Source organism: Aeromicrobium sp., from assembly GCF_025965075.1.
Lineage (GTDB): Bacteria > Actinomycetota > Actinomycetes > Propionibacteriales > Nocardioidaceae > Aeromicrobium.
Map to the genome: position 1 here is coordinate 1 of NZ_JAOPXQ010000001.1, position 5863 is coordinate 5863.

Consider the following 5863-nt stretch of genomic DNA (forward strand, 5'->3'; position numbering starts at 1 on the left):
TGTAGGCCGCGAGGGTCATGACGCCCGCCAGCGCGAGGGAGAGCAGGGTCGGTCCGAGTCGGGGCACCCCCGCATGATGCCAGTTGCGGGTCATCCCCCCGCGAACGGCGGCAGGAACTCGATGCTGTCGCCGGGGTGCAGCGTCACGGTCGAGGGCTCGCGCGCACCCACCGGCGTGTCACCGACGAGGATCGAGCAGGTCGCGATGACGTCGTCGAAGCGGTCCCGGTCGCGGTGTCGCCGGCTGATCTCGTCGAGCAGAGCGGAGAGCGTACGAGCGTCGACCTGCTCCTCGGCGATTCCCGCGGCGGCGCGGGCTGACGCCCAGTAGCGGACTGTGACGTCGTTCTCATTCGCGTCATCTCGTGGCAGTTGATCGGACACATGAAGTATTGTCGTGCATGCAACGAGGCCACGGTTATCCACCATGGCCTCTTCGCATATCTGCACACAGTGGCCCAGGGCTTGCCCCGCACGAATCGCAGCACGGAGGATCTCTCGATCATGTCCCACTTGCTCCTGCTCACCAAGAGCACGCAGTCCTCGGTCGAGGTGCTGCCCGCACTCGCGCTGCTCCCGCACCACGTCAAGATCCTCCCCGCCGAGGCCAGCGCACTGCTCGACGCGCCCCCGTGCGACGCGGTGCTGGTCGACGGTCGCCACGACCTCGCCCAGGTGCGCAGCCTGACCCGGGTCATCCGCACGACCGGCATCGAGTGCCCGCTCATCCTGATCCTGACCGAGGGCGGCCTCGCGGTCGCGGCCTCGGACTGGGGCATGGACGACGTCATCCTGACGACCGCCGGCCCCGCCGAGCTCGAGGCGCGGTTGCGCCTCGGGATCGGCCGCATCGCCGCGAGCCTCAACGGCGACACCGAGAGCAACGTCATCTCCTCCAGCGGCCTCATGGTGGACGACACGACGTACACCGCCAAGCTCGAGAACCGCACGCTCGACCTGACGTTCAAGGAGTTCGAGCTCCTCAAGTTCCTCGCGCAGCACCCCGGCCGGGTCTTCACCCGCCAGCAGCTGCTGCAGGAGGTGTGGGGCTACGACTACTTCGGCGGCACCCGTACGGTCGACGTCCACGTCCGTCGTCTGCGCGCCAAGCTCGGCACCGACAACGAGACCCTGATCGGGACCGTGCGCAACGTCGGCTACCGCTTCGTCGCGACGAAGTCCGAGCCGGCCCGCGACACCGCCGACGTCAAGGCCTGAGAAGTCGTCGGGGTCGAGGACTGACAGAGTGGGCGCATGGCCCACCTGACTGCCCAAGGACTGCTCGACCTCGTCCTCGACGAAGGATCGTTCGAGTCGTGGGACGAGCCGGTCGACCGTTCCGGCCTGGACCCCGCCTACCAGCAGGAGCTCGTCGCGGCCGCTGAGCGCTCCGGAACCGACGAGTCCGTGCTGACCGGTCGCGGGCTGATGCGCGGGCGGCCCGTCGCGGTGCTGGTCAACGAGTTCCGCTTCCTCGCCGGGTCGATCGGGCACGCCGCGGCCCAGCGCATCACGGCGGCGGTGCGCCGGGCGACCGCCGAGGGGATCCCGGTACTCGCGACCACGGCGTCGGGCGGCACCCGGATGCAGGAGGGCACCCCGGCGTTCGTCCACATGGTCGACATCACCCGGGCGATCATGGACCACCGCGCCGCCGGACTGCCGTACCTGATCTACCTGCGCCACCCCACGACCGGCGGTGTCTTCGCCTCCTGGGGCTCGCTAGCGCACATCACGATCGCCGAGCCGGGCGCGCTGATCGGCTTCCTCGGCCCCAAGGTCTACGAGCTGCTGGAGGGCAAGCCGTTCCCGCCGAACGTCCAAACCGCCGAGAACCTCGCGGAGCGCGGCATCATCGACGCCGTCGTCCTGCCCGACGAGCTGCCGCTGCTGGTCGACCGCACGCTGGGGCTGCTGGTCGACCCGCCCACGCGGCAGACCCGGGAGCTGCGGACGGCGGAGGTCCGCCGCGAGCGGACCGCGTGGGAGTCGATCCAGATCACCCGGGCGCCGCGGCGCGCGGGCGTGCGGGAGGTGCTCCGCTACGGCAGTGACGCCACGGTCCGGCTGCAGGGCACCGAGAAGGGTGAGCGGGACAGCGCCATGATCGTCGCGTTCGCCCGGATCGACGGGCAGCCGTGTGTCGTGATCGGGCAGGACCGGACGACGCAGACCCGGTGGAAGCCGATGGGACCCGCGGCGCTGCGCGAGGCCCGGCGAGGCATGCGGCTGGCCAACGAGCTCGGGCTGCCGCTCGTGTCGTTCATCGACACCCCCGGCGCCGAGCTGTCACCGGACGCCGAGCAGGGCGCGATCGCCGGCGAGATCGCCCGGTGCATCGCCTGGATGTCGACCATGAAGGTTCCGACCGTGTCGGTCCTGCTGGGCCAGGGCTGCGGCGGCGGGGCGCTCGCGCTGCTGCCGGCCGACGTCGTCATCGCGGCGGAGAACGCGTGGCTGTCCCCGCTGCCGCCCGAGGGGGCCAGCGCGATCGTGCACGGCGACCTCGAGCACGCCGAGGAGATGGCCGAGGCGCAGCGCGTCGGTGCGCTCGACCTGCTGGCCAGCGGGACCGTGCACCACGTCGTGCCCGAACCGGCCGGGGACACCCCCGAGGCCTTCGCCCGGGCCGTCGCGGCCGAGGTCGGCGCCCAGCTCGTCGCGCTGAGGGCCCGATGAGTCTCCTGGAGCTGGCCGACCGCGCCGCCGCGGCCGACGGCGTCGACCCGTTCAACGAGGCCACCCGGTTCGCGCTGCGCGACCGGGCCCGTGCCCGGGTGCTGGTCCAGCAGTCGACCCGCGACGGCGCCATCGTCGCGGCGGCCTGTGCAACGGGGGACGCCCCCGTCGAGATCGTCGTCGACCCGGAGCACCGGCGCGCCGGGATCGGCCGGCGCATCCTCGACGAGCTGCTGGCCGACGGTGAGCAGCAGTTCTGGGCGCACGGGGACCTGCCCGCCGCGCAGGCGCTCGCCGCGGCCGCCGGGCTGTCCCCCGCCCGCACGCTGCTGGTGCTGCGCCTGACGTTCGACGGCGCGCCGGAGGCCGAGCGGGTCCCGGCCGGCGTGACCCTGCGGACGTACACGCCGGAGGACGCGGACGCGATCGTCGCGGTCAACGCCCGCGCGTTCGCGCACCACCCCGAGCAGGGCGCGATGGACCGCACCGACCTGGACCGGCGGATGACGTCGGACTGGTTCGACCCCGAGGGACTGTTCGTCGCGGAACGGGAGGGCCGGGTCATCGGCTTCCACTGGACCAAGGTCGAGGACGGGATCGGGGAGGTCTACGTCGTCGGGATCGACCCGGACGCCCAGGGCGGTGGGCTCGGGACGGCGCTGACCGCCCGCGGCCTGCGGCACCTGTTCGAGCTGGGCCTGCCGATCGTCGACCTCTACGTCGAGGGCGACAACGCCCCCGCCCTCACGGTCTACCGCAACCTCGGCTTCCAGGACTGGAAGAGGGACACCCTCTACACCGCCGCCCCCGCAGCCACCCCCGCCCACACCCACGACCGCTGACGGGTCACTTCTCGCCCGCTGACGGGTGGGGGCTAGGAGAGGCCCCGCTGGAGGGCGGCGGCGGCGCGGCGCACGGCCTTGGGGGCGGTCCGGCCGATCGCGACCATGTTGATGAAGCCGTGGATCAGGCCGGGCTCGCAGACGTGCTCGACCGGCACGCCGGCGGCGCGCAGCTTGTCGGCGTACGCATTGCCCTCGTCCAGCAGCGGGTCGAAACCGGCCGTCACGACGTACGCCGGGGCGACCCCGGTGACGTCGCCGTGCAGGGGCGACAGCCGCGGGTCGGACCGGTCCTCGCTGCCGACCAGGTAGTTCTCCTCCGCGAGGTCCATGAACGCCTTGGTCAGGAAGAACCCCTCGGCGTACGTCAGACGGCTCGGCGCGGTCTCGAGGAAGTCGGTCACGGGGTAGATCAGCAGCTGGAAGGCCGGCGACGGGCCACCCGCGGCGACGGTCTGCTGCGCCACGACCGCGGCCAGGTTGCCGCCGGCGCTGTCGCCGCCCACCGCGATCCGGCTGGGGTCGATGCCCAGGCCCACGGCGTGCTCGACGAGCCACGTCCACGCCGCGAGGCAGTCGTCGACGGCGGCCGGGAACGGCGCCTCGGGAGCCAGCCGGTAGTCGACCGCGATGACCCGCACCTGGGCCTCCTCGGCCAGGAACCGGCACGTCGCGTCGTGGCTCTCCAGGTCCCCGTAGATCCACCCGCCGCCGTGGAAGAACAGCAGCGCCGGCGACTGACCCGTCAGCCCGCGCGGCGTGTAGAAGCGCAGCCCGAGCGGCCCGCCGGGACCGTCGATCGTGCGCTCGGTGACCGCGCCGATCGGCTGCGTGCCGCCCGCCAGCTGCGACGACGACACGATGATCCTGCGGCCCCGGCTGATCGCGACGGTCTCGGCCGCCGGACCCTCCAGGTGCTGCAGCCGCAGCAGCAGCTGCATCTCGGGGTCGAGCGTGCGTCCGTCGATCTCGACCGGCGACCCGGCCAGGCGCGAGATGACGGCGCGCGGGAGCTTCATGACGGAACGGGCGGTGGCGCCGCGGGCAGCGCCGATGAGCTGGGGCACGAGGGGCATGCGCACACGCTAGCGTCTCGCACCGGTCAAGATCGTCGTTCAATCCACGTTCATCTTGATCTGGCACATTGGGAGCGTGGACACACACGACATGGCGGTCGCCGATCTCGAGGACCCGGCCTCCCCGGACGAGTTCGACGTCGACCCGCCGTTCGACCCGGCACAGAGCACCCTGCCGGCCGACCGGTTCCTGGATCGTGAGCTGTCGTGGATCGCGTTCAACGCCCGCGTCCTCGAGCTCGCGCAGGACGAGTCGCTGCCGCTGCTGGAGCGGGTACGTTTCGCGGCCATCTTCGCGAGCAACCTCGACGAGTTCTTCATGGTGCGCATCGCGGGGCTCAAGCGGCGGATCGCGGCGGGCGTCGCGGTGCCGTCGGCGAGCCGGCTCAACCCCCGGGACGTGCTGGCCCGCAGCCTGGCCGCCGCACAGGAGCTCATGGCCCGGCACGCCGAGACCTACCACCACGACCTCGTGCCGGCGCTCGCCGCCGAGCGGATCGAGCTGATCCACTGGGCCGCGCTGAGTCCCGCCGAGCAGGTGCGGATCACCGCGCTCTACCGGGACCGGGTCTTCCCGATCCTGACGCCGCTGGCGGTCGACCCGGCTCACCCGTTCCCCTACATCTCGGGGCTGTCGCTCAACCTCGCCCTCGTGATGCGCAACCCCGACACCGGCAAGGACCACTTCGCCCGGGTCAAGGTCCCGCCGATCATCAACCGCTGGGTCGAGGCCGACCCGGGCCGGTTCGTGCCGCTCGAGGAGGTCATCGCCGCCCACCTCGACCTGCTCTTCCCGGGCATGGAGGTCATCGCCCACCACGCGTTCCGGGTGACCCGCAACGAGGACCTCGAGGTCGAGGAGGACGACGCCGAGAACCTCCTCAAGGCGCTCGAGCAGGAGCTGCTGCGGCGCAAGTTCGGACCGCCGGTACGCCTCGAGGTCGAGGAGTCGATCGACCCCGGCGTGCTCGACCTGCTCGTGTCCGAGCTCGGCGTCCGGCCGGACGAGGTCGTCCGCCTCCGCGGGCCGCTGGACCTGCGCAGCCTCAACGAGATCGCCGACCTGGACCGCCCCGAGCTCAGCTACGAGCCGTTCATCCCCGGCACCCACCTGCACCTCGCCGAGGTCGAGACCTCCGAGCCGGCCGACCTGTTCAGCGCGCTGCGCAAGCGCGACGTCCTGGTCCACCATCCCTACGACTCGTTCGCGACCAGCGTGCAGCGGTTCATCGAGCAGGCCGCCGCCGACCCGCACGTGCTCGCGAT

Annotated in this window: 5 protein-coding genes and 1 pseudogene; 4 read left to right on the top strand and 2 right to left on the bottom strand. The window is 72.0% G+C overall.

Annotated elements, in window-relative coordinates:
- Positions 1–90: 90 nt before the first annotated feature.
- Positions 91–384 carry a MoaD/ThiS family protein gene (locus JWQ91_RS00005; RefSeq protein WP_297779106.1) on the bottom strand — a complete coding sequence of 98 codons (294 nt, stop codon included), beginning with the start codon at positions 382–384 and terminating at the stop codon, positions 91–93.
- A gap of 120 nt (positions 385–504) precedes the next feature.
- On the opposite strand from JWQ91_RS00005, the gene JWQ91_RS00010 reads away from it, so the two are divergent.
- Genes JWQ91_RS00010 through mshD form a run of 3 tightly spaced genes read left to right on the top strand, consistent with a single transcriptional unit; the run spans position 505 to position 3521 of the window.
- A complete protein-coding gene (locus JWQ91_RS00010) occupies positions 505–1218 on the top strand; it encodes a response regulator transcription factor (RefSeq protein WP_297779109.1) in 714 nt (237 codons plus the stop codon).
- Between the two features lie 36 nt (positions 1219–1254).
- The gene (locus JWQ91_RS00015; RefSeq protein WP_297779111.1) at positions 1255–2679 is read left to right on the top strand and encodes a carboxyl transferase domain-containing protein; all 1425 of its coding nucleotides are present in this window, start codon (positions 1255–1257) and stop codon (positions 2677–2679) included.
- Positions 2676–3521, top strand: a complete 846-nt coding sequence (gene mshD / locus JWQ91_RS00020; RefSeq protein ID WP_297779114.1) for a mycothiol synthase — start codon at positions 2676–2678, stop codon at positions 3519–3521. The genes JWQ91_RS00015 and mshD overlap by 4 nt, the downstream gene beginning before the upstream one ends.
- 32 nt (positions 3522–3553) lie before the next feature.
- Here the strand turns inward: mshD and JWQ91_RS00025 are convergent, their stop codons facing one another.
- Positions 3554–4597 (bottom strand): alpha/beta hydrolase, encoded by a 1044-nt coding sequence (locus tag JWQ91_RS00025; protein ID WP_297779117.1) that lies wholly within the window; start codon positions 4595–4597, stop codon positions 3554–3556.
- A 91-nt stretch (positions 4598–4688) separates the two neighbouring features.
- Between JWQ91_RS00025 and JWQ91_RS00030 the strand changes: the two are divergent.
- A pseudogene (locus JWQ91_RS00030) lies at positions 4689–5863 on the top strand (RNA degradosome polyphosphate kinase); the annotation flags it as partial.

Bases quoted from the DNA above. Each gene is read 5' to 3' on its own strand.
- mshD (WP_297779114.1), top strand. From the start codon at position 2,676: ATGAGTCTCCTGGAGCTGGCCGACCGCGCCGCCGCGGCCGACGGCGTC.
- JWQ91_RS00015 (WP_297779111.1), top strand. From the start codon at position 1,255: ATGGCCCACCTGACTGCCCAAGGACTGCTCGACCTCGTCCTCGACGAA.
- JWQ91_RS00025 (WP_297779117.1), bottom strand. From the start codon at position 4,597: ATGCCCCTCGTGCCCCAGCTCATCGGCGCTGCCCGCGGCGCCACCGCC.
- JWQ91_RS00010 (WP_297779109.1), top strand. From the start codon at position 505: ATGTCCCACTTGCTCCTGCTCACCAAGAGCACGCAGTCCTCGGTCGAG.